This window comes from Micromonospora sp. NPDC051227 (assembly GCF_044455385.1).
GTDB lineage: Bacteria > Actinomycetota > Actinomycetes > Mycobacteriales > Micromonosporaceae > Micromonospora.
Genome location: NZ_JBITET010000007.1, coordinates 178,952 through 200,282, shown reverse-complemented (window position 1 = coordinate 200,282; position 21,331 = coordinate 178,952). Strand labels below are relative to the sequence as shown.

The window sequence follows — 21,331 nt, the reverse complement described above, 5'->3', positions numbered from 1 at the left end:
CCGTCCCCGCAGAGAGGCACGTCCATGTCTCCTCCTTCGGCGGCCCCCGCCGCCCCGCTCGTCCGACGCCGGCTGCGGCTGGCCTCCGTCCTGCTCGTCGCCACCACCACCGTCCTGGCCGCTGCCACCGTCACCGCGCAGGCGGCCGTGCCGCCACCCCCGGCCGGCTGGAGCACGGTCTGGAGCGACGACTTCACCGGCGCCGCCGGCAGCCTGCCGTCGTCCGCCAACTGGATCATCGACACCGGTCACAGCTATCCCGGTGGTCCGGGCAACTGGGGCACCGGCGAGATCCAGAACTACACCGCCAGCACCGCCAACGTCAGCCACGACGGTGGCGGCAACCTGCGGATCACGCCGCTGCGGGACAGCGGTGGCGGCTGGACCTCCGCCCGGATCGAGACCGTGCGCAGCGACTTCAAGGCCCCGGCCGGCGGCGTGCTGGCCATCGAGGGCCGGATCCAGATGCCGAACGTCACCGGCGCCGCGGCCGCCGGCTACTGGCCGGCGTTCTGGGCGCTCGGCGCGCCCTACCGGGGCAACTACCAGAACTGGCCGGGCATCGGTGAGTTCGACGTGATGGAGAACGTCAACGGCATCAACTCGGTCTGGGGCGTGCTGCACTGCGGTGTCGCACCGGGCGGGCCGTGCAACGAGTCCAACGGCCTCGGCGCGTCCCGGGCCTGCCCGGGCGCGAGCTGCCAGTCCGCGTTCCACACCTACCGGTTCGAGTGGGACGCCTCGATCAGCCCGCAACAACTGCGCTGGTACGTCGACGGGCAGCTCTATCACACCGTCACGCAGAGCCAGGTTGGTGCGTCCGCCTGGTCGCAGATGACCTCGCACGCGGGCTACTTCCTGCTGCTCAACGTCGCGATGGGTGGGGCCTTCCCGAACGGCGTGGCCGGCAGCGGCACGCCGACTGCGGCCACCGTCCCGGGGCGGCCGATGCTCGTCGACTACGTGGCGGTGTACCAGCGCGGCGGTGGCACCACCCCGCCGCCCACCACGCCGCCGCCCGGCGGCACGAGGGACGCGTACGCGCAGATCCAGGCCGAGTCGTTCAACGGGCAGAACGGGGTGCTCGTCGAGGCGTGCTCGGAGGGCGGGCAGAACATCGCCGCGCTGCGCAACGGCGACTGGGCGCGCTACGACAATGTCGAGTTCGGCTCCGCCGGACCCCGGGACTTCGTGGCCCGGGTCGCCTCCGGCGCGGGTGGCGGTGCGAGTGGCCTCGTCGAGGTGCGGTTGGACAGCCCGACCGCGGCGCCGATCGGCAGCTTCGCGATCGGCAACACCGGAGGCTGGCAGAGTTGGCGCTCGGTGCCCGGCAACGTGGGCGCGGTGACCGGCCGGCACTCCGTGTACCTGACCTTCACCAGCGGCCAGCCGAACGACTTCGTCAACGTCAACTGGTTCACCTTCCGCCGCTGAGCGGACCGTCCCGGGCCGCCCGTCGCCATGGTCGCGCGACGGGCGGCCCATCCATCCATGTCGACCCCTGGACAGAAACAGTTAACTGTCTTAATAATTAGCGCAAACGTTGACGTCCATACATGCCCGTCCGGGCCGGAGGGCCGCATGAAACGCTCCAGATCCCTTGTCCTGTCCCTCGTCGTCGCCCTCGCGGCGACACTCGGCGCGGCCTGGGTGGCGCTGCCCGCGTACGCCGCCGGGGCCACCGCCAGCTTCGTCAAGACCGCCGACTGGGGCTCCGGTTGGGAGGGGAAGTACACCATCACCAACGGCGGCAGCTCGACCATCAACGGCTGGAGCCTCGCCTTCGACCTGCCGTCCGGCACCACCCTCGGCAGCTACTGGGACGCGTTGCTCAGCTCATCCGGCCAGCGGCACACCTTCACCAACCGGTCCTGGAACGGCACGATCGCCCCGGGCGCGTCGGTCTCCTTCGGCTTCCTGGCCAGCGGCTCCGGCTCACCGGGCGGCTGCCAGCTCAACGGTGCGTCCTGCGGCGGCGGCACCCCACCCACCACGCCGCCGCCCACCACGCCCCCGCCGACCACTCCGCCGCCGACCGACCCGCCCACCGGTGGGCTGCCGAAACATTTGCTCACCGGGTACTGGCACAACTTCGACAACCCCGCCGTCGAGCTGCGGCTACGCGACGTCCCCGCCGAGTACGACCTGGTGGCGGTCGCCTTCGCCGAGGCCACCGCGACGCCCGGGGCGCTCACCTTCGGCGTCGACCCCGGGCTGGCCGCCGCGCTCGGCGGCTACACCGACGCGGACTTCACCGCCGACGTGCGCACCCTGCACAGCCGGGGCAAGCGGGTCATCCTCTCCGTCGGCGGTGAGACCGGCCGGGTCACAGTGAACAACGCCGCCTCGGCCACCGCGTTCGCCGACACGGCCGCTGCGTTGATCGCCCGGTACGGCTTCGACGGGATCGACATCGACCTGGAGAACGGGCTCAACCCCACGTACATGGCGCAGGCGCTGCGCGCGCTGCGGGCCACTGTCGGGTCGGGGCTGATCATCGCGATGGCGCCGCAGACCATCGACATGCAGAACCCGGCCGGCGGCTACTTCAAGCTGGCGCTCGACATCAAGGACATCCTCACCGTCGTCAACACCCAGTACTACAACTCCGGCGCGATGCTCGGCTGCGACCAGAACGCCGCGTACGGCCAGGGCACTGTGAACTTCATCGTCGCGTTGGCCTGCATCCAGTTGGAGGCCGGGCTCCGCCCCGACCAGGTCGGCCTCGGTCTGCCCGCCGGAGCGGGGGCGGCCGGGGGCGGCATCGTCGCGCCCAGCGTGGTCAACGCCGCCCTGGACTGCCTGGCCCGGGGCACCAACTGCGGCAGCTTCCGCCCGCCGCGCACCTACCCCGGCATCCGGGGCGCGATGACCTGGTCGGTCAACTGGGACGTCAGCAACGGCAACGGCTTCGCCAACACGGTGGGCCCGCACCTGGACACCCTGCCCTGACCGGCCTCGCCGGCGTCCGGCCAGGATGCCGGCGGTGAGCGGTAGCGCGGATCAGCGACCGGCGGTCACCGACCGCCGGTCGTCGCGCTCCCGGCGTCGGCGGACCTTACGGAACGCCCACACGGCCGCCAAGACGACGAAGATCGCGACGATCGTGTAGTTGAACCAGTCGCTGTAGCGGGCCACGTCCTGCCACTGGCTGCCGAGCGCGTAGCCCGCCCCGACGATGAGACCGTTCCACACCCCGCTGCCGATGGTGGTGAACAGGATGAACTCACCCAGCGGCATCCGGTTGGCCCCGGCCGGCACGGAGACCAGGCTGCGGACCACCGGCACCACCCGGCCGATCAGCACCGCCCACCGACCGTGCCGCTCGAACCACTTGTCGGCCTTCTCCAGGTCGTCGCGGTCCACCAACGGGATGCGGTCCAGCCAGCGCTTGAGCCGTTCCTCGCCGAGCGCCGCGCCCAGCCAGTAGAGCACCAACGCGCCGACCAGCGAGCCGACCGTCGCGGCCAGCACCACGAGGAAGACGTTGAACTCGCCCTCATGAGCCAGGAAACCGGCCATCGCCAGCACGATCTCACTGGGGATCGGCGGGACGATGCTCTCCAACGCCACCAGCAGCGCCACGCCGGCCGGGCCCAACGTCTCGATCACCGAGGCCACCCAGCCGGTCAACCCGGTGAACTCGGACGGGTCGCCAGCCTGGGCGTACGCCATGGTCGTCCTTCCGGTCGGCTCTCGGGGATCGGACAGTCATACCCAGCCGAGTCCGAGCTACACCTGCGCTCAGTGCTCCGGGTGCAGCGCGGTGTCCGCCGGTCCCTGCCGCCAACCGGTGAACACCACGGTCAGACCGGCGCGTGACGGCGCGCAGCAGAACGGGCCGGCGACGGCCTCGACCGTCGGGTCCAGCGGGGCGAGGCGGACCAGTCGCCACGGCTCGTCGTCGACCCGGGCGCGGACGGTCAGCGCGTCGCCGGCCCGGCTGACCCGGACGGTCACCCCCCGGCCCGCCCACTCCGGCACCGGCCCCACCGACCAGTCGGAGAACTCCCGGGTCACCACCGCGCCGAGCTGCACCTCGCCGTCGCTGATCTCCACACCGGCCTTGGTCCAGGTCCGTTCGTCGACCCGGACGAACGCACCGGCCTGGTCGAACTGCGCCGAGAAGTCGAGCCGGAAGCTCACCTCCATGGCGGCGCCCACCGGCAGCGGTGCCAGCAGGGCCGGGCCGTTGTCGTGCACGAAGCCGTAGCTGGTCCGCCGCCAGAAGTCGCTGTCCGCGGCCGGTTCGACGACCAGCTCGCCGGCCGGGCCCTCCTCGACGCGTACCGGCGGGTGCAGCCAGCTGCCCCGGGACCAGTCCAACAGTTCGCTCGGCGGTACGAGGTCGTTCTCCATGACCGGCACGGTAACCCAATGCGGTCGCCGGTCGGCCAGGCTGGTTTGCCACGGTGATCAACTGGAGAGATTTCTTCGGCATGGGTGACCGTTGGTATTCCGAAGCCGTCGTCTACTGCCTCGACATCGACACGTACGCCGACTCGGACGGTGACGGGGTCGGCGACATCCGGGGGCTGATCGGGAGGCTGGACTACCTGGCCCGACTCGGGGTGACCTGCCTGTGGCTGCACCCGATCCACCCGTCGCCCAACCGCGACGACGGCTACGACGCCACCGACTTCTACAACGTGGACCCGCGCTTCGGCACCCTGGGCGACTTCGCCGAGCTGCTGCACCAGGCGCAGAACCGGGGCATCCGCGTGATCATCGACCTGGTGGTCAACCACACCTCCGACGAGCACCCGTGGTTCCAGTCCGCCCGCTCCTCGCCGGACTCGCCGTACCGGGACTGGTTCGTCTGGTCCGACACCGAACCGGACGACCGGCACCAGGGCATGGTCTTCCCCGGCGAGCAGGACGAGACCTGGAGCTACGACCGGACCGCCAAGGCGTGGTTCTACCACCGGTTCTACAAGTTCCAGCCGGACCTCAACTTCGCCAATCCGCAGGTCCGGGACGAGATCAAGAAGATCATGTCGTTCTGGCTCCAGCTCGGTGTCTCCGGCTTCCGGATGGACGCGGTGCCGTTCATCATCGAGCTGACCGAACCGGGCAACCCGAACTCCCCGAAGGACTTCGAGTTCCTCACCGAGATGCGCCAGCACGTCCAGTGGCGACGCGGCGACGCCGTCCTGCTGGCCGAGGCGAACGTCGAGCCGGACCAGCTGCCGACGTTCTTCGGCGACGCCAGCGGTTCCGGCAACCGGATCCACATGCTCTTCGACTTCATGCTCAACGGTCGACTCATGCTCGCCCTGGCCCGCGAGGACCCGGAGTCGCTGATCGAGGCGCTCCGCGACACCCCGAAGTTGCCGGTCGGCGGGCAGTGGGCCACCTTCCTGCGCAACCACGACGAGATCGACCTGTCCCGGCTGACGACCGAACAGCGCAACCAGGTGTACGCGCAGTTCGGCCCGGACGAGAACATGCGCATCTACGACCGGGGCATCCGTCGCCGGCTCGCCCCGATGCTCGGCAACGACCGGCGGCGCATCGAGCTGGCGTACGCCCTCCAGTTCTCGATGCGCGGTACGCCGGTGCTGCGCTACGGCGAGGAGATCGGGATGGGTGAGGACCTGTCGCTGCCCGGTCGGGAGGCGATCCGTACGCCGATGCAGTGGTCGTACCAGCCGAATGCCGGCTTCTCCACGGCGGACCCGGAGAAGCTGGTCCGTCCGGTGATCGACAAGGGCGAGTTCGGCTACCAGAACGTCAACGTCACCGCCCAGCGCAGCGACCCGAAGTCGCTGCTCGCCTGGTTCGAGCGCATGATCCGTACGCTGCGGGAGGCTCCCGAGATCGGCTCCGGCTCGACGACCCACATCGACGTGGCGATGCCGGCCGGAGTGCTCGCGCACCGGGCCGACGGGCCGACCGGGACGATGGTCTTCGTGCACAACCTCAGCACCGACGACGTCGAGGTGGACCTCAGCAGCCTTGAGCCGGAGGCCGACCTGCCGATCGACGTGCTCGCCGACCGTGGCTACGGAGAGTTGGGCAAGCTCGGCGCAATCAAGGTCTCCGGCCACGGATACCGGTGGATTCGCCTATGCCGAGGGTCGGCCTGTTGAGGTTAAGCTCCTCCGATCGACCCCAAGTTACCGGGAGGTAATCATGTCGGAGGAGTCCCGCGTCGCCATCGTCACCGGAGCCGCACGCGGCATCGGCGCGGCCACCGCCCGACGGCTGGCCGCCGACGGAATGGCCGTCGCCGTGGTCGACATCGAGGAGACGGCCACCAAGGAGACGGTGGACGCCATCGCCGGGGCCGGTGGCCGGGCGCTCGGGGTGGGCGCCGACGTGTCCGACCGGGACCAGGTCGAGGCGGCGGTGAGCCGGGTCGCCGCCGAGCTGGGCCCGCCCACCGTGCTGGTCAACAACGCCGGTGTGCTCCGCGACAACCTGCTGTTCAAGATGACCAACGCCGACTGGGACACGGTGATGGGGGTGCACCTGCGCGGCGCGTTCCTGTTCAGCCAGGCCGCCCAGAAGCACATGGTGGACCGGAAGTGGGGGCGGATCGTCAACCTCTCCAGCACCTCCGCGCTGGGCAACCGGGGCCAGGCGAACTACGCCGCCGCCAAGGCCGGCCTACAGGGCTTCACCAAGACGCTCGCCATCGAGCTGGGTCCGTTCGGGGTGACAGTGAACGCGGTCGCGCCAGGCTTCATCGTCACCGACATGACCGCGGCCACCGCGGCCCGCATGAAGGTCGACTTCGACGACTTCCAGAAGCACGCCGCCGCCGAGATCCCGGTCCGTCGCCCGGGTCGGCCGGAGGACGTCGCGCACACCATCTCGTTCCTGGCGAGCGAGGGTGCCGGCTTCGTCTCCGGTCAGGTCATCTACGTCGCGGGTGGCCCACGGGACTGACCCGTACTCCCGACGAGGGCGCTCCGGCAGGTGAGCCGGCGCCCTCGTCGCCGGGTCTGCGCCCGGTCGGTCGGGGTGCGCGGCGGGTCAGCGGGTGCGGCGGATCAGGCGGGTGCGCGGCGGGTGCGCCAGAGCCAGATCAGGCCGAGCACCGGCAGCACCAGTGGGATGTAGCCGTACCCGCTGCCGAACTGCGACCAGACCGTCTCGTCCGGGAAGAGGTCCTTGTCGACGAGGCTCAGGATGCCGACCGCGACCACACCGACCAGCTCCACCGAGCAGCACGCCAGCGCGACCCGACGGCCGGTGTGCCCGGCGCGGGCCAAGCCCACCGCCGCCACGATGTAGATGAGCGCGGCCACCCCGGAGAGCAGGTACGCCACCGGCGCCTCGTCGAACCTGGTGGCGAGTTGCAGACCCGCCCGACTCGTTGCCGCGATCGCGAAGAGCAGGTAGACCGCGATCAACAGCCGACCCGGGCCGGAGTTCGTGCGCTGCCGAGCCGATCCTGTCTCAACCACCGAGCACCTCCCAGGTCTGCTGCAACCGGACCACCACCACCGGGGTCACCAGGCAGACCGCGCACACGATCGCCGAGCCCCAGCGGGTCGGTTCCATCCGGGCCAGCACCCAGGCCAGTGGCGGCAGGCACACCAGCGTGACCAGGTAGCCGAAGAAGGCGCCGGGCTCGCCGGGCCGATCCCCGCCGCCGACCGCGACGAGCGCCAGCACGCTCAACACCAGCAACGCCACTTCGAGTACGGCCAGGCCGACGAACTGCACCCGGTCCGGCGGCCGGTGGCGTACCGCCGCCACCAGCGCCCACACCGCCACGAGCAGCGACAGCACGATCGGCACTGTCGCGACGATCCCGTCCACCGGAGAGTCGGCACCCACGCTGGTCACCGGCACCACCCGGTCGTTGCCTCGGTCACCGGCACAGCCTACTAACCGTCGTAGTAAAGGGGTGCCCTGCCTCTCCGCGTGTGAGGCGCGCCCGGCGAGGTGCCCGCAGCCCCGGTGCCCGCGCTTCTCGGGTGGGCGTCAGTCGCCTGCTTGCAGCCAGTAGACGGAGATGGCAACGAGCGGGTCCGGTCCGTCGTTCCGAATCTGGTGCGGCACCCTGCTGTCGAACGCCGCGACGTCCCCGGCCCGCAGGACGCCTGTCTGGTCGGCGAACGTCAAGATTCCCGTCCCGGACACGATGATCCACACCTCACGAGACCGATGGACGTCGAGGTCGTTGGCGGTGTTCGGGGCCACCGACCAGCGAGCGACCTCGAACGGGGCGGGCGCTGTCGACGGAAACGGCAGCAGCGCGCGGTGCACCGGGCCGCCCTCAGTGAAGTCGTACCAGTGGTCAAACGTCGCGACACCGCTGGTGATCGCTGGGTTCGTGCTCTGCATGCCGTCGACACTGCCTCGCCGCACCTGGTGTGTCTGGCGGCGATCGGACCTGACGCTACCGAGAGCGGCGCAGGCGGTGCCGGCAGACCACGGGCGGACCGCTGCACCGACAGCCGGGCGGGTAGCTCGACCACCGACCCGGAAATGAAGGTGAGCTGCTTCGATTGGTCGAACCCGCCGCCGTCGTGGCCGCCCGGGCGACTAGCGTGGATCACGTCCGTGGCGTTGCCGCGGTGCGGGGAAACAGCGGAGGTACACGTGCTGCGGTTCGGCTTGTTCGGCACCGGTCACTGGGCGATCGAGACGCACGGAAAGGCGCTGCACGCACATCCCGACGCGGAGCTGGTCGGAGTGTGGGGTCGCAACCCGGAGCGGGCCTCCGCGCTGGCCGAGCGGTACGGGGTGCCCGCCTACGCCGACGTCGACGCCCTGATCGAGCAGTGCGAGGCGATCGCCGTCGCGCTGCCGCCGGACATCCAGGCCGACATCGCGGTCCGGGCCGCCCGTGCCGGTCGGCACCTGCTGCTGGACAAGCCGCTGGCGCTCAGCGTGGCCGACGCCGACCGGGTCGTGGCCGCCGCCGAGGAGTCCGGGGTCGCCTCGGTCGTCTTCTTCACCCAGCGGTTCCAGCCGAACGTGACCGCGTTCCTCGCCGCCACCGCCGCCGCCGGGGGCTGGCAGCACGGTCGGACCACCGCGTTCGCCTCGATCTTCCAGGACGGCAGCCCGTACGGCGGCTCGTTGTGGCGTCGGGAGCACGGGGCGCTCTGGGACATCGCTCCGCACGCGCTCTCGATTCTCCTGCCGGTGCTGGGTCGCGTGACGCAGGTGGCGGCGATGGACGGCCCGAGCGGGATGGTGCATCTGCTGCTCACTCACGAGGGCGGTGCCACGAGCAGCGCCTCGCTCTCCCTGGATGCCCCGACCGAGTCGATGGCCCGGGAGTTCGTGTTCTACGGCGAGAACGGCATCGAGAACGTCCCGTTCGGCGAGAACGACGCCGCCACCGCGTTCGGTGTCGCCATCGACCAGCTCGTCGAGCAGGTTCAGGCCGGCACCCGGGACCACCGCTGCGACGTCCGCTTCGGCCGCGAGGTCGTCGCCATCCTCGCCGCCGCCGAAACCGCCCGCACCGAATGCCGCACCATCCCCCTCCCCTAACAACCGCCCCACCCCCACCCCGCCCGCCAACTCCGCTGATCATGAAGTTAGCGGCGCGACTCGCCGTGCCGGACGGCAATAACTTCATGATCACCGGGGGCCGGGCCGGGCCGGGCCGGGTGGGCTGGGGTGGGGTGGGTCAGGTGGGGGTGGTTAGGGCGGCGTTTAGTTCGTCGGGGGAGTTGAACTGCTCGGGTGGTAGGGCCTGGAGCATCTGCAACATTGCGGTGCTGGCCCCGTTCTCCTGACCCCAGCGGATCAGGTCCTCCCGGGAGACCGGGTAGTCGAGCCCGGCCAGGTACTCCTGCAACTGAACCCCGGTGACGGTCATGTCGGCCGGCTACCCGCTCGCGGTGGTCGTACACCGGCTTGGTTGGGGCCCACGACGGCCCGGCGGCCGGCGTGTCGGCCCGCGACGCACGCACGGTTTGCCGCAACGGCGGCCGGGTAGCCGCTGACATGCTGGTTCAGCGGCTCGGCGCGCCGAGCGATTTCGACCCGTTGCTGGAGCGCGTTCGGAACGCCAGGGTGGTGATGATCGGTGAATCCACCCACGGCAGTTACGACTACTACCGGTTGCGTGAGCAGCTCACCCGCCGGTTGATCGCGGAGTGCGGTTTCTCCTTCGTCGCCGTGGAGGGTGACTGGCCCGACTGCGACCGGGTGCACCGTTCGGTGACGGCCGCCCCGGGCGGCGCTCTCGAACCGCAGCTCGCACTCAACCAGTTTGAGCGATGGCCGACCTGGATGTGGGCCAATGCCGAGGTGGCTCGGTTCGCCAGCTGGGTGCGGGCTTGGAACGTCGAGCGGCCGGAGGAGCAACGGGCCGGATTCCACGGGCTCGACGTGTACAGCCTCTGGGAGTCGATGCAGGCGATCTTCGACTACCTGGGGGAGGAGGACCCGAAGTCGCTGGAGGCGGCGCAGGACGCGTACCGGTGTTTCGAGCCGTACGGCAAGAGGGTCGAGGAGTACGGCGCGGCCAGCCGGTTCGTCTCCGCCCGGTGCGAGGAGGAGGTCGTCCGGTTGCTCGCCCGGACCCGCGAACACGCCCTCTCCGACGGCCCGGACCGCTTCTCGGCCTGGCAGAACGCGGAGGTGGTGGCCGGCGCCGAGCGGTACTACCGGGCGATGGTGGCCGGCGGGCCCGACTCGTGGAACATCCGCGACACCCACATGCAGGACACCCTGGACCGGCTGCTGGACCGCTACGGCCCCGAAGCCCGGGGCATCGTCTGGGCGCACAACACGCACGTCGGGGATGCGCGGGCCACCGACATGGCTGCCGACGGGATGATCAACATTGGTCAGTTGGCCCGGGAGCGGCACGGCGAGGACGCGGTGGCCCTGGTCGGCTTCGGCAGCTACCGGGGCACGGTGATCGCCGCACCCCGCTGGGGTTCACCGCCCGAGGCGATGGTGGTGCCCCCGGCTCGGGAGGGCTCGATCGAGCGGCGGTTGCACGAGCTGATGCCAGAGCGGGCGGTGCTGGTCTTCGGCGGTGACGACCAGCCGGGCTGGGTCACCGAGACCGTGGACCACCGGGCGATCGGGGTCGTCTACGACCCGTCGTTCGAGTCCTGGGGCAACTACGTGCCCACCCGGCTCGGCGACCGCTATGACGCCTTCATCTGGTGCGACGACACCACGGCCCTGCACCCGCTACCGGTGCCAGCGGCCCCCGGCGAGATGGAAACGTACCCGGCCGGGGTCTGACCCGGACCCGGTTCGCGTCGATCATGGAGTTGTGGTGCCGGACCAACGCCCCGCACCGGGGCGCGGCAGACACCACAACTCCTTGATCGACCGGGTGGGCGTCAGACCCTCGTGGGGGTCCGGTCATCCAGGTGTTCGCGCAGGCCCTCGCCCTCGATGTCCACGTTGGGCAGAGCGCGGTCGAGCCAGCGGGGGAGCCACCAGGCACGGTCGCCGAGCAGGGACATCACCGCCGGGACGATGGTCATCCGAACCACGAACGCGTCGATTGCCACGCCGATGGCGAGCGCGAAGCCCATCGACTTGATGATCGGGTCGTCGAGGAACACGAAGCCACCGAAGACGGACATCATGATCAGCGCGGCGGCGGTGACCACCCGGGCACCGTGGCCCATGCCGCTGATCGTGGCCTCACGCGCGGTCTCGCCGTGCACGAAGTCCTCCCGCATCCGGGAAACCAGGAACACCTCGTAGTCCATGGCCAGGCCGAACAGGATGCCGATCAGCAGGATGGGCAGGAAGCTGACCAGCGGGGCCGGGGTGTCCAGGCCGACCAGGTCGGCGAGGTGGCCCTGCTGGAAGATCGCCACCGTGATGCCGAACGTGGCGGCCACGGTGAGCAGGAAGCCCAGCGCCGCCTTGAGCGGCACCAGCAGCGAGCGGAACACCAGCATCAGCAGCAGCACCGAGAGCCCGACGACCAGCAGCAGGTAAATCGGCAGCGCGTCGGAGAGCTTCTCCGAGACGTCGATGCCGATCGCCGTGGCGCCGGTGAGCAGCACCTCGGCGCCCTTGACCCCGCCGACCGCGTCGCGGACGTCGTGCACCAGGGTCTCGGTGGCCTCGTCGGTCGGGCCGGTCTTCGGCACCACTCCGAGCAGGGCGGTCCGACCATCCGGACTCAGCTGCGGTGGCGCCACCGCGAGGACGTTCTCGGTGCGCTGGATCATCGCGGTCACCTGCGGCACCGCGGCTGCGGTCGCCTGCGCGTCGTCGCCCGCCACGACCACCGCGAGCCGGCCGGTGAATCCCGGACCGAAGCCCTCGGTGGTGAGGTCACTCGCCACCCGGGCCGGGGAGCCCGCCGTCGCCGTGCTGGCGTCCGGCAGGGCCAGCCGCATGTCCGGCGTGGGCAGCGCGAGCAGCCCCAGGCCGAGCAGCGAGACCAGGATGACCGGCACCCGGAAGCGGGTGACGAACCGCGCCCAGCGGAAGCCGAACCCGGAGCGGTCCTCGACCGGCAGCGTCTCTTCGCCCACCGGCTCACCCGGCGCGGCGGAGTCGACAGTGGAGCGCAGCCGACGCGGGAGCACCCGGTTGCCGGCGAAGCCGAGCAGTGCGGGCTGGAGGGTGATCGCCACGAGCACGGCGATGGTGACCGTACCGGCGGCGGCGAGACCCATCACGGTGAGGAACGGAATGTTCACCACGGCCAGGCCGGCGAGGGCGATGACCACGGTGGCGCCCGCGAAGACGACAGCGGAGCCGGCGGTACCCACCGCCCGGCCGACCGCCTCCTCCGGGGACAGGCCTTCGAGCAGGTTCTGTCGGTGCCGGGAGGTGATGAACAACGAGTAATCGATGCCGACGGCGAGGCCGAGCATCAGCGCCAGGATCGGCGCGGTGCTGGTCAACTCGATGACACCGCTCAGCGCGAACAGACCGGCCATGCCGACGCCCACGCCGATCAGCGCGTTGAGCATCGTCATGCCGGCGGCGACCAGGGAGCCGAACGTGATGATCAGGACGATCGCGGCGACCAGGACGCCGAGCGCCTCGGTGGAGCCGATCTCCGGCTCGCCGCCGAGCACCTCACCGCCGGGGGCAACCTGCCAGCCCTGCGCCTTGGCCGCTGCGCCGACCTCCTCGTACGCGGTGCGCTGCTCGTCGGTCACCTCGTCGCCGCCGGTGGCGAACTGAACCTGGACCAGCGCGTACCGGCCGTTGGGTGAGACCGCGCCGACCTGGAGCGGGTTGACCGCGCCGACCACGCCGGGCAGTGCCGACGCCTGCTGGACGAGCTCCTGCACCACTGCCTGACCCTGCGGGGTGGCCAGTTGGCCGTCGGCGGGCGCCTTGACCGCGATGGTGCCGGTGGCGCCGCTGGCCGCGGGGAACTGGTCGGCCAGCAGGTCGAGCGCGCGCTGGCTCTCGGTGCCGGGCATGGTGAAGTTGCTCGCCGTCGGGCTGCGCAGGGTCGCCGCGGCCAGGCCGGCGACGACGAGTACGACGAGCCAGAGCGCGACGACGAGCCGTCGCCGGCGCAACGCGCCCCGGCCGAGCCGGTAGAGCAGGGTGGCCATCAGGAGTCCTTGTCCTCGGTCGTGGGTGGATGGGGCAGAGGTGCGTCGACGGGTTCGACGGCCCGCCGGGCGAGGGTGAGCAGGGCGAGACGCAGCTCGTCGTCGGGGATGTCGGCGAACTCGGCGCACGCCTCGGAGATGCCGGCGAGCAGCACCAGCGCGGCGATCCGGGCGACGGGCCGGTCGGAGTGCCCGGCCAACGCGTCGCGCAGCCGGTCGGAAATTTCCTGAATGTGCGCGAAAGCCGGCTGGCACAGCAGCTCCGGGAATTCGCCGCGCAGTACCGCGATCTCCTGCCGGAACCGGACCGCGAGGTCGACGAAGCCCTGTGCGGCGACCTCCTGGGCGGCCGCTCCGCTCAGGCCGGTGAGCTGGTCGTCGAGGCTGCGGAGCACAGCGATCGCGGGGGCCATCAGCTCGGCGAGCAGGGCCTCCTTGTTGGCGAAGTGGTAGAGCACGGTGGCCTTGGAGCAGCCGACCTCCCGGGCGATGTCCTGCAGGGAGGTGCCCCGGTAGCCGGTCACCGTGAACTGCCGCGCCGCCGCGGCGAGAATCTCGCCGTGCGTGTCGGACACCGCTCTGACCATGGTCGGTCCACCTCCCGCCAACCAGCATGCCTGACCGATCGGTCAGACCCTGACCGATCGGTCAGACGGAAGCGGTGGCGTTCACCACACCACTTGCGGGTTTATCCGGCGTGCTGGGCGTCGTACCTGGTCCGGGCCTCGGCGATGGCCCGGCGGTGCCGCTCGGCCCAGCTGGTCAGCGCGACCAGCGACTCGTACAGCTCCAGTGCCATCGGGGTGGCCGTGTACTCGACCTTGGGCGGGACGGTCGGGTAGACCGTGCGGTGCAGCAGGCCGTCCCGCTCCAGGTTGCGCAGCGTCAGCGTGAGCATTCGGCGGCTGATCCCCTCGATGTGCCGCTCCAGCTCGGTGAAGCGCACCGGCCCGTGCGAGGCGGCCACCAGGATGCCAATGCTCCACTTGCCGCCGACCCGGTCGAGCACTTCGCGGACGGTGCACGCCCGGGCCTGACCCGGGGTGAACGGCACGTTCTCGGCCGCGCAGGTCAGCTCGGCCTCGACCAGTGCGGACACATCGCTGTTCCTCTGGGACATCAAAGTGCCTCCTTCCGCTCCGGTTCATGGTCACAGACGATGACCTCGGTAACAAACCGTGCACCAAGGAGGGTTCCGTGGAGCGTGTCGTCCCATCCCGTTGGCCGGCGTTGCTGGTGCTCTGCGCCGGCAGCCTGATGATCATCCTGGATGGCACCGTCGTCGCGGTGGCGCTGCCCGCCATCCAACGCGACCTCGGCTTCAGCGCCGCCGGCCTGGCCTGGGTGGTGAACGCCTACCTGGTCGCGTTCGGCGGGCTGCTACTGCTCGCCGGCCGGCTCGGTGATTTGCTGGGCCGGCGCAGGGTCTTCCTGGCCGGCGTCGCGCTGTTCACGGTGGCCTCGCTGGCCTGCGCGGTCGCCACCGGGCCGGCCCTGCTGGTGGGCGCGCGGTTCGGGCAGGGCGTCGGCGGCGCGCTGGCCATGGCGGTCAGCCTCGGCATGATCGTCCGGCTCTACCCCGAAGCGGCCGAGCGGGCCCGCGCCATCGCCGTCTTCAGCTTCACCGGCGCGGCCGGTGCGTCGGTCGGCACAGTCGCCGGAGGGGTGCTCACCCAGGCCGCCGGATGGCGGACAATCTTCCTGGTCAACGGGCCGATCGGGGCGGCCATCCTGATCGCTGCCGTCCGCCGGCTCCCGGCCGAACGAGGGATCGGCCTGCGCGCCGGCCTGGACCTGCCCGGCGCGTTGCTCGCCACCGCCGGTCTGATGGCCGCCGTGTTGAGCATCGTCGGAACGGGAGAGCACGGCTGGACCAGCCTTCGGACGCTCGGCGCGGTGGCCCTCGCGGTGCTGCTGCTCGGCGGGTTCGCGCTGCGCCAACGCGTGGCGGCGGCCCCGCTGGTGCCGTCCCGGGTGCTGCGCGTCCCGGGCCTGGTGGCGGCGAACGCCGTGCAGTTCCTCATGGTCTGCGCGTACTTCGGATTCCAGTTCCTGCTCGCCGTGGAGCTGCAACTGGTGCTGGGGCTGGACGCCGCCGCGACCGGCTGGGCCTTCCTGCCCACCCCGGTCGTGATCGCCGTGGTCTCGCTCGGCCTGGCCGGTCGGCTGATCGCCCGCCTCGGTGCCCGGATGGTTCTGCTGGTCGGGCTCGGCCTGGCGACCGTAGGCTTCCTCCTGCTCGCCCGGCTGCCCGCCGACGGCGCCTACGTCGCGGACGTACTCCCCGCGATGTTGATCTTCGGGGCGGCCGGTGGGCTGACCCTGCCAGCGGTTACCACCCTCGCCATGGCCGGCGCGACCGACACCGACGCCGGGCTCGCCTCCGGCCTGGCCAACACCACCCAACAGGTCGGCGGAGCGGTCGGCCTGGCCGCGCTGGCCACCCTGGCAGCCACCCGCAGCGACGGGCTGCGGGCCGCCGGCTGGGCCGAGACCGCCGCGCTCGCCGGCGGATACCGGACCGCGTTCGCCGTGGCCGCCGGTCTGGTGGTCGCCGCGTGGCTGGTGGCGCTGACCACAGTGCCCCGACGCGCGGCCCGGCCGTCGTCGGCCACCGACCCGTCGGGCCCGGCCGGGGTGGGTGCCGGAACAGATCCGTACCGAAGCGCCGCGTCCAGTTGACCGCCGGCAGCGGGGCCGAGAGGGTGGTCGGGTGAGCGAGGCTGACGAGACCCGGGACGGCGTGGCCCTGACCAACCTGGACCAGCCGCTGTCCGACCGCGATGACGCGACGAAGCGTGACCTGGTCGACTACCTCGACGCGGTCCGGGACCGGCTCCTGCCGCAGCTGCGGGGTCGGCCGCTGTCGGTGATCCGGGTCCGCCCCGGCCAGCCGCCGTTCATGCAGAAGAACCTGCCCCGCTACACCCCGGACTGGGTCCGCCGGGAACCGGTCTGGGCGGAGGCGTCGCACCGGGAGATCTCGTACGCCCTCTGCGACGACCGCCGCACCCTGCTCTGGTTCGCCAACCAGCGGGCGGTGGAGTACCACCCGACGCTGGCCACCGTGGCGGATCTGCACCGCCCGACCCACCTGATCCTCGACCTGGACCCGCCGGACGGCGACGGGTTCCGCGCGGCGGTCGACGCCGCCCTGCTGGTCCGTCAGGCGCTCGCCGACGCCGGCCTGGCCGGTGCCGTCAAGACCAGCGGCGCCAAGGGTGTGCACGTCTTCGTGCCGGTGACCGACGAACCAACGTCCGAGGAGTTGGCCGCCGCCACCCGGGCCCTCGCCGTCCGCGCCGAGCGGCTCGACCCGGCGCTGGCCACCACGGCGTACATCAAGGAGGACCGGGGTGGCCGGGTCTTCGTGGACGCCACCCGGGCGGGCGGGGCGACCGTGGCCGCCGCGTACAGCCCCCGGCTGCGCCCGGGGATGCCGGTCTCGTTCCCGGTCGACTGGGCCGACCTGACCGAGGTGACCCCCGCCGACTTCACCATTCGGACCGCGCCAGCACTGCTCGCCGACGGCGACCCGTGGGCCGCGCTGATGCCGGCCCCGCAGTCGCTCCCCGCCGACCTGGTCGCCGAGGGCCGGACCATCCCGGTGGCCCGGGTGCAGGCCATGCACGAGGGGAAGCGCCGGGCCCGCGCCCGCCGCGAGGCCGGCTGACCGGCTCGTCGGCGCCCGGCTCGGCCCGTGCTCGGCCCCGGCTCGACCCCGCTCGCGCCCGGCGGGCGGCCGATTGTCGGTGGGTTGTGGCACGATTTCGCAGGTGAGCAGCAAAGCCGACGCGACCCAGCGACTGGCCGACCTGGCGCGACTGCGCCGGGTCCGCGACCGGATCGACCGGGAGTACGCGTCTCCGTTGGACGTCGAGGCGCTCGCCCGTGGCGCGCACATGTCGGCCGGGCACCTCAGCCGCGAGTTCCGCCTCGCCTATGGCGAATCTCCGTACAGCTACCTGATGACCCGACGGATCGAGCGGGCGATGGCCCTGTTGCGCCGTGGCGACCTGAGCGTCACCGACGTCTGTTTCGCGGTCGGTTGTTCGTCGTTGGGCACCTTCAGCACCCGCTTCACCGAGTTGGTCGGCGTGCCGCCCAGCGTCTACCGGCGGCAGGCGGCGCAGGCGGCGGCGGGCATGCCGTCGTGCGTGGCGAAGCAGGTGACCAGACCGGTCAGGAATCGAGAAGCGCGGGTCACCGAGCCGCAACTAGCGTGACCAGCATGGACATCACCATTCACTCGAGTTTTCTTCCGCACACCGATCCGGAGGCCTCGCTGGCCTTCTACCGCGACATCCTCGGCTTCGAGGTCCGCCTCGACGTCGGGTACGAGGGGATGCGGTGGATCACGGTCGGGCCGCCCGGCCAGCCCAGCACGGCCATCGTCCTGCACCCGCCGGCCGCCAACCCCGGCATCACCGACGACGAGCGGCAGACGATCCTTGAGCTGATGGTCAAGGGCAGCTACTTCGGCGTCAACCTCGCCACCACCGACCTCGAGGCCACCTTCGCCAAGCTGGAGGCCAGCAACGCCGAGGTCGTCCAGGAGCCGACCGAGCAGCCGTACGGCGTGCGCGACTGTGCCTTCCGGGACCCGGCGGGCAACATGGTCCGCATCCAGGAAGTGCGCTGAGCCCTGCGCGCCCGACAGATGGAGTCACGATGAGCACGGCCATCCAGCCGTCCGCACCGCACGTCGCCGACAGCCACGACCTGATCCGGGTGCAGGGCGCGCGGGTGAACAACCTCAAGGACGTCAGCGTCGAGATCCCGAAGCGGCGGCTGACGGTGTTCACCGGTGTCTCCGGCTCCGGCAAGAGTTCGCTGGTGTTCGGCACCATCGCGGCCGAGTCGCAGCGAATGATCAACGAGACCTACAGCGCCTTCGTGCAGGGCTTCATGCCGACGTTGGCGCGGCCGGAGGTCGACCTGCTGGATGGCCTGACCACGGCGATCATCGTGGACCAGGAGCGGATGGGTGCCAACTCCCGCTCCACCGTCGGCACCGCCACCGACGCCAACGCGATGCTGCGCATCCTGTTCAGTCGGCTCGGGCAGCCGCACATCGGCTCGCCCAACGCGTACTCCTTCAATGTCCCCTCGGTGAAGGCGACCGGGGCGATCACCGTCGATCGCGGCGCCGGCAAGACGAAGACCGAGAAGGCGACCTTCAACCGTCTCGGCGGCATGTGCCCGCGGTGCGAGGGCATGGGTGCGGTGACCGACATCGACCTGTCGGCGCTCTACGACGACAACCTCTCGCTCAACGAGGGCGCGATCACCATCCCGGGTTACAGCATGGAGGGCTGGTACGGCCGGATCTTCCGGGGCTGCGGCTACTTCGACCCGGACAAGCCGATCGCCAAGTTCAACAAGCGGGAGCTGCACGACCTGCTCCACCGGGAGCCCACCAAGATCAAAATCGACGGGATCAACCTGACGTACGCGGGCCTGATCCCGTCGATCCAGAAGTCCTTCCTGGCCAAGGACATCGACGCGTTGCAGCCGCACATCCGCGCCTTCGTGGAGCGCGCGGTGACCTTCACGACCTGCCCCGAGTGTGCCGGCACCCGGCTCAGCGAGGAGGCCCGGTCGTCGAAGATCAAGGGCAGGAACATCGCCGACGCGTGCGCGATGCAGATCAGCGACCTGGCCGCCTGGGTGCGCGGGATCGAAGAGCCGTCGGTGGCCCCGTTGCTGGCCGGCCTGCAACACCTCCTCGACTCGTTCGAGGAGATCGGGCTGGGCTATTTGTCGCTCGATCGACCATCGGGCACCCTCTCCGGCGGTGAGGCACAGCGCACCAAGATGATCCGCCACCTCGGCTCCTCGCTCACCGACGTCACCTACGTCTTCGACGAGCCGACGATCGGGCTGCACCCGCACGACATCCAACGGATGAACGAGCTGCTGCTCCAGCTGCGCGACAAGGGCAACACCGTGCTGGTCGTGGAGCACAAGCCGGAGGCCATCGCCATCGCTGACCACGTCGTCGACCTCGGGCCCGGCGCCGGCACGGAGGGCGGGACCGTCTGCTACGAGGGCACCGTGGAAGGTCTGCGGGCCAGCGGCACCATCACCGGCCGCCACCTCGACGACCGGGCGGTCCTCAAGGAGACGGTGCGGACGCCCACCGGCAAGCTGGAGATCCGGGGCGCCACGGCCAACAACCTCCAGGACGTGAACGTCGACGTACCCCTCGGGGTGCTCGTCGTCGTGACCGGCGTCGCCGGCTCCGGCAAGAGTTCGCTCGTGCACTCCTCGATTCCGGCCGGCGCGGGCGTGGTCTCGATCGACCAGGGCGCGATCCGCGGTTCACGGCGCAGCAACCCGGCCACGTACACCGGGTTGCTCGACCCGATCCGCAAGGCGTTCGCGAAGGCCAACGGGGTGAAGCCGGCGCTGTTCAGCGCCAACTCCGAGGGTGCCTGCCCCAGCTGCAACGGCGCTGGCGTCATCTACACCGACCTGGGGATGATGGCGGGCGTCGCCGCCCCCTGCGAGGACTGCGAGGGCAAGCGGTTCCAGGCATCGGTGCTGGAATACCGCTTCGGGGGTCGCGACATCAGCGAGGTGCTCGCGATGTCGGTGACGGAGGCCGAGAAGTTCTTCGGCGCCGGAGAGGCGCGTACGCCGGCAGCGCACGCCATCCTCGACCGGCTCGCCGATGTCGGGCTCGGCTACCTGAGCCTGGGGCAGCCGCTCACGACACTCTCCGGCGGGGAGCGGCAACGGCTCAAGCTGGCCACCCACATGGCTGAGAAGGGCGGCGTCTACGTCCTCGACGAGCCGACCACCGGCCTGCACCTGGCCGACGTGGAGCAACTACTCGGCCTGCTCGACCGCCTGGTCGACGCCGGCAAGTCAGTGATCGTCATCGAGCATCACCAGGCGGTCATGGCGCACGCCGACTGGATCATCGATATCGGTCCCGGCGCCGGCCACGACGGTGGCCGGATCGTCTTCGAGGGCACACCCGCGGATCTCGTCGCCGCCCGTTCCACCCTCACCGGCGAGCACCTGGCGGCGTACGTCGGCATCTGACCGGCCGCGTACGTCGGCGTTCACGTCACCGCTTGTCGGGCGCGCCGAGCCGTCGTGGTGGCGAGGACTCCGCAGGTGGCGGCCGGTCAGACCGAGGCCGGCCGTGCGGGGTTGACGTACCCCGGGCACGGACCAGGTGACGTACGTGCCGCCACCGCTGAGGCGGCACTCGAAGTGAAGCGGTAGGAAGCCTCACTGGCGGGCTGTCGCCCGCTGTCTCTCAGCCACGAGCGGCGTCTCGGTCTGATGTCCTGTGGAACGCTATCGCCTTGAAGTCGCACGGTCAGCTCGATTTAGCGGCAGAGTGCTGCGGGTTCTCGTCGGCTGGTCGCACAGGCGTCCTGGGTTTAGGGACGCAACGGCCGGTTGGTGGATGGTCCGCATGCGGTGAGGGCTCATGCCCAGCCAGAAGGTCGGCAAGCCGAACACGCACCACCCCATCATGGAAGTAGTCCGGCAGAGGTACGCCGCCGACGGCCTGCCGCGTCGATGCGACGTCATCGACGGCAGTCGACGGCAGTTCCTCTGCAAGTCGGAGGCACGCGCGGGCATACCTGCGCGCATCGCCCAACCGGCCTGCCTCACGCAGCCGGACGGCGAGGGCGTAGGCACATTCGGCAGCGGCCCGATTGTCCTGGTAGAACCGCTCATGCTCGAATTGTTCAATTAACTTCTCGATCGAAAGCCCAATACTGGCAGCACCGTCGTCGATCAAGCTTCCCCCTCGCAATCTTCCGCTGCTCATCCCTCAGCGCTCCAGGCCGCTCAGGCTTGATCAACTGACACATGTGAACATC

Annotated in this window: 21 protein-coding genes; 12 read left to right on the top strand and 9 right to left on the bottom strand. The window is 70.7% G+C overall.

Features of this window, described 5'->3' with window-relative positions; genetic code table 11:
- Positions 1-24 precede the first annotated feature (24 nt).
- Both ACIA47_RS19460 and ACIA47_RS19455 read left to right on the top strand, forming a co-directional pair.
- Positions 25-1,434: a carbohydrate-binding protein gene (locus tag ACIA47_RS19460; RefSeq protein WP_203124650.1), complete on the top strand. Its 1,410-nt coding sequence runs from the start codon at positions 25-27 to the stop codon at positions 1,432-1,434.
- A gap of 147 nt (positions 1,435-1,581) precedes the next feature.
- A complete protein-coding gene (locus tag ACIA47_RS19455; protein WP_396709577.1) occupies positions 1,582-2,952 on the top strand; it encodes a chitinase in 1,371 nt (456 codons plus the stop codon).
- A gap of 51 nt (positions 2,953-3,003) precedes the next feature.
- Here ACIA47_RS19455 and ACIA47_RS19450 read toward each other — a convergent pair whose 3' ends face one another.
- Together ACIA47_RS19450 and ACIA47_RS19445 are read right to left on the bottom strand one after the other, a co-directional pair.
- Positions 3,004-3,675: a DedA family protein gene (locus ACIA47_RS19450; protein WP_396709576.1), complete on the bottom strand. Its 672-nt coding sequence runs from the start codon at positions 3,673-3,675 to the stop codon at positions 3,004-3,006.
- Positions 3,676-3,744: 69 nt separating this feature from the next.
- Positions 3,745-4,359, bottom strand: a complete 615-nt coding sequence (locus ACIA47_RS19445; RefSeq protein ID WP_396709575.1) for a DUF1349 domain-containing protein — start codon at positions 4,357-4,359, stop codon at positions 3,745-3,747.
- An 80-nt stretch (positions 4,360-4,439) separates the two neighbouring features.
- On the opposite strand from ACIA47_RS19445, the gene ACIA47_RS19440 reads away from it, so the two are divergent.
- Positions 4,440-6,092 carry an alpha-amylase family protein gene (locus ACIA47_RS19440; RefSeq protein WP_203124672.1) on the top strand — a complete coding sequence of 551 codons (1,653 nt, stop codon included), beginning with the start codon at positions 4,440-4,442 and terminating at the stop codon, positions 6,090-6,092.
- 43 nt (positions 6,093-6,135) lie between these two features.
- Positions 6,136-6,894 carry a 3-oxoacyl-ACP reductase FabG gene (fabG, locus tag ACIA47_RS19435; protein ID WP_396709574.1) on the top strand — a complete coding sequence of 253 codons (759 nt, stop codon included), beginning with the start codon at positions 6,136-6,138 and terminating at the stop codon, positions 6,892-6,894.
- A 104-nt stretch (positions 6,895-6,998) separates the two neighbouring features.
- Here fabG and ACIA47_RS19430 read toward each other — a convergent pair whose 3' ends face one another.
- The 3 genes from ACIA47_RS19430 to ACIA47_RS19420 form a co-directional block, all read right to left on the bottom strand.
- Positions 6,999-7,415 carry a hypothetical protein gene (locus ACIA47_RS19430; protein ID WP_203124660.1) on the bottom strand — a complete coding sequence of 139 codons (417 nt, stop codon included), beginning with the start codon at positions 7,413-7,415 and terminating at the stop codon, positions 6,999-7,001.
- A complete protein-coding gene (locus tag ACIA47_RS19425; protein ID WP_181539482.1) occupies positions 7,408-7,800 on the bottom strand; it encodes a hypothetical protein in 393 nt (130 codons plus the stop codon). The genes ACIA47_RS19430 and ACIA47_RS19425 overlap by 8 nt, the downstream gene beginning before the upstream one ends.
- A 138-nt stretch (positions 7,801-7,938) precedes the next feature.
- Positions 7,939-8,301, bottom strand: coding sequence for a cupin domain-containing protein (locus tag ACIA47_RS19420; protein WP_396709571.1), 363 nt, complete (start codon positions 8,299-8,301; stop codon positions 7,939-7,941).
- Between the two features lie 258 nt (positions 8,302-8,559).
- On the opposite strand from ACIA47_RS19420, the gene ACIA47_RS19415 reads away from it, so the two are divergent.
- Positions 8,560-9,462, top strand: coding sequence for a Gfo/Idh/MocA family protein (locus ACIA47_RS19415; RefSeq protein ID WP_396709569.1), 903 nt, complete (start codon positions 8,560-8,562; stop codon positions 9,460-9,462).
- Positions 9,463-9,601: 139 nt separating this feature from the next.
- Here ACIA47_RS19415 and ACIA47_RS19410 read toward each other — a convergent pair whose 3' ends face one another.
- Positions 9,602-9,793: a DUF2795 domain-containing protein gene (locus tag ACIA47_RS19410; protein ID WP_124855029.1), complete on the bottom strand. Its 192-nt coding sequence runs from the start codon at positions 9,791-9,793 to the stop codon at positions 9,602-9,604.
- Between the two features lie 128 nt (positions 9,794-9,921).
- Here ACIA47_RS19410 and ACIA47_RS19405 point away from each other — a divergent pair, with 128 nt between their 5' ends.
- Positions 9,922-11,178 (top strand): erythromycin esterase family protein, encoded by a 1,257-nt coding sequence (locus tag ACIA47_RS19405; RefSeq protein WP_203121441.1) that lies wholly within the window; start codon positions 9,922-9,924, stop codon positions 11,176-11,178.
- A gap of 101 nt (positions 11,179-11,279) precedes the next feature.
- Here ACIA47_RS19405 and ACIA47_RS19400 read toward each other — a convergent pair whose 3' ends face one another.
- The 3 genes from ACIA47_RS19400 to ACIA47_RS19390 all read right to left on the bottom strand — a co-directional run bounded on the left by ACIA47_RS19400 (position 11,280) and on the right by ACIA47_RS19390 (position 14,604).
- On the bottom strand, positions 11,280-13,481 hold the full coding sequence (locus ACIA47_RS19400; protein WP_396709566.1) for an MMPL family transporter: 2,202 nt from the start codon (positions 13,479-13,481) through the stop codon (positions 11,280-11,282).
- Positions 13,481-14,068, bottom strand: coding sequence for a TetR/AcrR family transcriptional regulator (locus tag ACIA47_RS19395; protein ID WP_396709564.1), 588 nt, complete (start codon positions 14,066-14,068; stop codon positions 13,481-13,483). Before ACIA47_RS19395 ends, ACIA47_RS19400 begins: the two co-directional genes overlap by 1 nt.
- Positions 14,069-14,169: 101 nt before the next feature.
- Positions 14,170-14,604, bottom strand: a complete 435-nt coding sequence (locus ACIA47_RS19390) for a helix-turn-helix domain-containing protein (protein WP_225855116.1) — start codon at positions 14,602-14,604, stop codon at positions 14,170-14,172.
- Positions 14,605-14,678: 74 nt separating this feature from the next.
- Here ACIA47_RS19390 and ACIA47_RS19385 point away from each other — a divergent pair, with 74 nt between their 5' ends.
- The 6 genes from ACIA47_RS19385 to ACIA47_RS19360 all read left to right on the top strand — a co-directional run bounded on the left by ACIA47_RS19385 (position 14,679) and on the right by ACIA47_RS19360 (position 21,204).
- Entirely contained in the window at positions 14,679-16,163 is a 1,485-nt protein-coding gene (locus ACIA47_RS19385; protein WP_396709561.1) for an MFS transporter, read from the top strand.
- A gap of 31 nt (positions 16,164-16,194) precedes the next feature.
- A complete protein-coding gene (locus ACIA47_RS19380) occupies positions 16,195-17,154 on the top strand; it encodes a DNA polymerase domain-containing protein (protein ID WP_396709559.1) in 960 nt (319 codons plus the stop codon).
- A 103-nt stretch (positions 17,155-17,257) separates the two neighbouring features.
- Positions 17,258-17,707, top strand: coding sequence for a helix-turn-helix transcriptional regulator (locus tag ACIA47_RS19375; protein ID WP_203121443.1), 450 nt, complete (start codon positions 17,258-17,260; stop codon positions 17,705-17,707).
- Positions 17,708-17,712: 5 nt separating this feature from the next.
- The gene (locus ACIA47_RS19370; RefSeq protein ID WP_203121445.1) at positions 17,713-18,123 is read left to right on the top strand and encodes a VOC family protein; all 411 of its coding nucleotides are present in this window, start codon (positions 17,713-17,715) and stop codon (positions 18,121-18,123) included.
- A 29-nt stretch (positions 18,124-18,152) separates the two neighbouring features.
- On the top strand, positions 18,153-20,534 hold the full coding sequence (locus ACIA47_RS19365) for an ATP-binding cassette domain-containing protein (RefSeq protein ID WP_396709556.1): 2,382 nt from the start codon (positions 18,153-18,155) through the stop codon (positions 20,532-20,534).
- A gap of 397 nt (positions 20,535-20,931) precedes the next feature.
- A complete protein-coding gene (locus tag ACIA47_RS19360; protein WP_396709554.1) occupies positions 20,932-21,204 on the top strand; it encodes a hypothetical protein in 273 nt (90 codons plus the stop codon).
- The last annotated feature ends 127 nt before the right edge of the window (positions 21,205-21,331 follow it).

Bases quoted from the DNA above. Each gene is read 5' to 3' on its own strand.
- ACIA47_RS19460 (WP_203124650.1), top strand. From the start codon at position 25: ATGTCTCCTCCTTCGGCGGCCCCCGCCGCCCCGCTCGTCCGACGCCGG.
- ACIA47_RS19455 (WP_396709577.1), top strand. From the start codon at position 1,582: ATGAAACGCTCCAGATCCCTTGTCCTGTCCCTCGTCGTCGCCCTCGCG.
- ACIA47_RS19450 (WP_396709576.1), bottom strand. From the start codon at position 3,675: ATGGCGTACGCCCAGGCTGGCGACCCGTCCGAGTTCACCGGGTTGACC.
- ACIA47_RS19445 (WP_396709575.1), bottom strand. From the start codon at position 4,359: ATGGAGAACGACCTCGTACCGCCGAGCGAACTGTTGGACTGGTCCCGG.
- ACIA47_RS19440 (WP_203124672.1), top strand. From the start codon at position 4,440: ATGGGTGACCGTTGGTATTCCGAAGCCGTCGTCTACTGCCTCGACATC.
- fabG (WP_396709574.1), top strand. From the start codon at position 6,136: ATGTCGGAGGAGTCCCGCGTCGCCATCGTCACCGGAGCCGCACGCGGC.
- ACIA47_RS19420 (WP_396709571.1), bottom strand. From the start codon at position 8,301: ATGCAGAGCACGAACCCAGCGATCACCAGCGGTGTCGCGACGTTTGAC.
- ACIA47_RS19410 (WP_124855029.1), bottom strand. From the start codon at position 9,793: ATGACCGTCACCGGGGTTCAGTTGCAGGAGTACCTGGCCGGGCTCGAC.
- ACIA47_RS19405 (WP_203121441.1), top strand. From the start codon at position 9,922: ATGCTGGTTCAGCGGCTCGGCGCGCCGAGCGATTTCGACCCGTTGCTG.
- ACIA47_RS19400 (WP_396709566.1), bottom strand. From the start codon at position 13,481: ATGGCCACCCTGCTCTACCGGCTCGGCCGGGGCGCGTTGCGCCGGCGA.
- ACIA47_RS19395 (WP_396709564.1), bottom strand. From the start codon at position 14,068: ATGGTCAGAGCGGTGTCCGACACGCACGGCGAGATTCTCGCCGCGGCG.
- ACIA47_RS19370 (WP_203121445.1), top strand. From the start codon at position 17,713: ATGGACATCACCATTCACTCGAGTTTTCTTCCGCACACCGATCCGGAG.
- ACIA47_RS19365 (WP_396709556.1), top strand. From the start codon at position 18,153: ATGAGCACGGCCATCCAGCCGTCCGCACCGCACGTCGCCGACAGCCAC.
- ACIA47_RS19360 (WP_396709554.1), top strand. From the start codon at position 20,932: ATGCCCAGCCAGAAGGTCGGCAAGCCGAACACGCACCACCCCATCATG.